This window comes from Treponema sp. R6D11, assembly GCF_054786075.1.
The window spans coordinates 1-553 of record NZ_BDHD01000743.1; the positions used below are offsets into that span (position 1 = coordinate 1).

At 40.0% G+C, this 553-nt stretch carries 1 protein-coding gene; it reads right to left on the reverse strand.

Annotation, left to right across the window (positions count from 1 at the left end; all coding sequences use genetic code 11):
• Positions 1-506 (reverse strand): sensor histidine kinase (locus ACYVTD_RS15840; RefSeq protein ID WP_461248650.1); only part of this gene is annotated, 506 nt, incomplete at its 3' end.
• Positions 507-553 lie beyond the last annotated feature (47 nt).

The window sequence follows — 553 nt, forward strand, 5'->3', positions numbered from 1 at the left end:
CCTAATAAGTGTTGAGACGCGCCTTCAATCTTTGAAAAACAGTAATCCTTGCGTTCAATATCAGAAGCTGATTTTCCTATTGTGCTCATTCCAATAATCGCATTCATAGGCGTGCGTATCTCGTGGCTCATGTTGGCAAGGAATGTGGATTTTGCGTGGCTTGCGGTTTCCGCGGTGGAAAGCGCAACTTCCAACTCTTGCTTTAGTTTTGTAAGCTCTGTTAGGGTTTTCCTCATATCAAAAGCAATTTCGCCGCGCTGAATAGCTCCTACGGCAAGCAAACCCCATGAGCGCAGAATAAACAATTCAGTTTCAGAAAAAACGTGCTTCTTACTATAATCATCAAAACTGACATAACCCCAAAATTGATCTTTTAAAAAGATCGGTAAAACCAGCATGGATTGAATTGAAAATTTCATTAATATTGAACGTTCAGGCTCAGTAAAGTTTTCAACAATATCATTTACATATCCTCCCTTTCTAAAGAGAGTTTCCCAGATTGGCATCAGCGAAGAACAGCAGAAAAATCTATTTAAGTCGTTTCAACAGGCGG